Below are 903 nucleotides of genomic sequence, written 5' to 3'. Positions count from 1 at the left end.
CAACAGGTAATGCATCATCTGAGATTGCGACTTCCATAATAGGAAATATACGTACTCAAATTAAAGGTTTTGTGGCAGATAAGTAATACTGAAAACCAGGATAGTTTTTAGATAGCAGTGATGTGGACTCCAGTCTACGGGATTAAAGCTTAGGCAACGGCAAATTCTCCGAAATCATCTATTGTATGGTTGCCAAGGGGTGGAATAGGCAGATTTCTACGCAATCTTAAAATGAGCCACTCCTCGATGATTTCCTCCAGGCTCTGGCGGCACTCTTCAAGGGACTACCTGTTGCCCAGATCCCTTCCAGTTCAGGTATTTCTCCATAGTAAGGCTCCTCTTCATCTTCAATTATCTCATATTTGGCTCTGTCAGGGGCTGCCTGTATATATTCTTATCATCTCAAGCAATTATCACTTTGGGGATCGTATTTTCGGATATTTAGTAATTATCCTCGCCTTACGGGGTGACCCCTGCTCTAGAAGTTGAACAGATTAAAGGGTCAATGGATGAATATTTATATTTATAGGCACCTATAGCATTCTATAGGCAAATGTCACAACGTCTCTGCAATCGGTGCAAAGGAGAATCAAAATGGCAACTACTATCTGTGTGGATCCACAAACAAAAGAAAAACTCAAGATTCTAAAAAAATACCCAAAAGAATCCTTTAATTCTGTAATCGAGAGATTAACCAGAATGGCAGTAGATGAGGATGAACTAAGCGATGAAGCGATTCAGGACATTGAAGAAGCTTTGGAAGACATCAAAATGGGTAGGACCTATAGTGAAGATGAGGTCAAGAAAGAGCTTGGTTTGTTATGAGTTATGACGTAATCTATACAAACAAATCACTGAAACAGTTGAAAAAACTATCTGAAACTGTAAGTGAGAGCATAATCA

At 39.4% G+C, this 903-nt stretch carries 1 protein-coding gene and 1 pseudogene; one reads left to right on the top strand and one right to left on the bottom strand.

Going from position 1 to position 903, the window contains the following annotated elements:
- Window positions 1-149: 149 nt before the first annotated feature.
- Window positions 150-388: pseudogene (locus tag CI957_RS11175) on the bottom strand (type II toxin-antitoxin system HicB family antitoxin).
- Between the two features lie 206 nt (window positions 389-594).
- On the opposite strand from CI957_RS11175, the gene CI957_RS10270 reads away from it, so the two are divergent.
- The gene (locus CI957_RS10270; protein ID WP_128754794.1) at window positions 595-825 is read left to right on the top strand and encodes a hypothetical protein; all 231 of its coding nucleotides are present in this window, start codon (window positions 595-597) and stop codon (window positions 823-825) included.
- Window positions 826-903: the final 78 nt, after the last annotated feature.

The sequence above is a fragment of the Methanohalophilus sp. WG1-DM genome, assembly GCF_004104135.1.
In the GTDB taxonomy this organism is placed as follows: Archaea; Halobacteriota; Methanosarcinia; order Methanosarcinales; family Methanosarcinaceae; genus Methanohalophilus; species Methanohalophilus euhalobius.
Note: the sequence above shows the minus strand (reverse complement) of the source record. Positions and strands in the feature narration are given on the sequence as shown.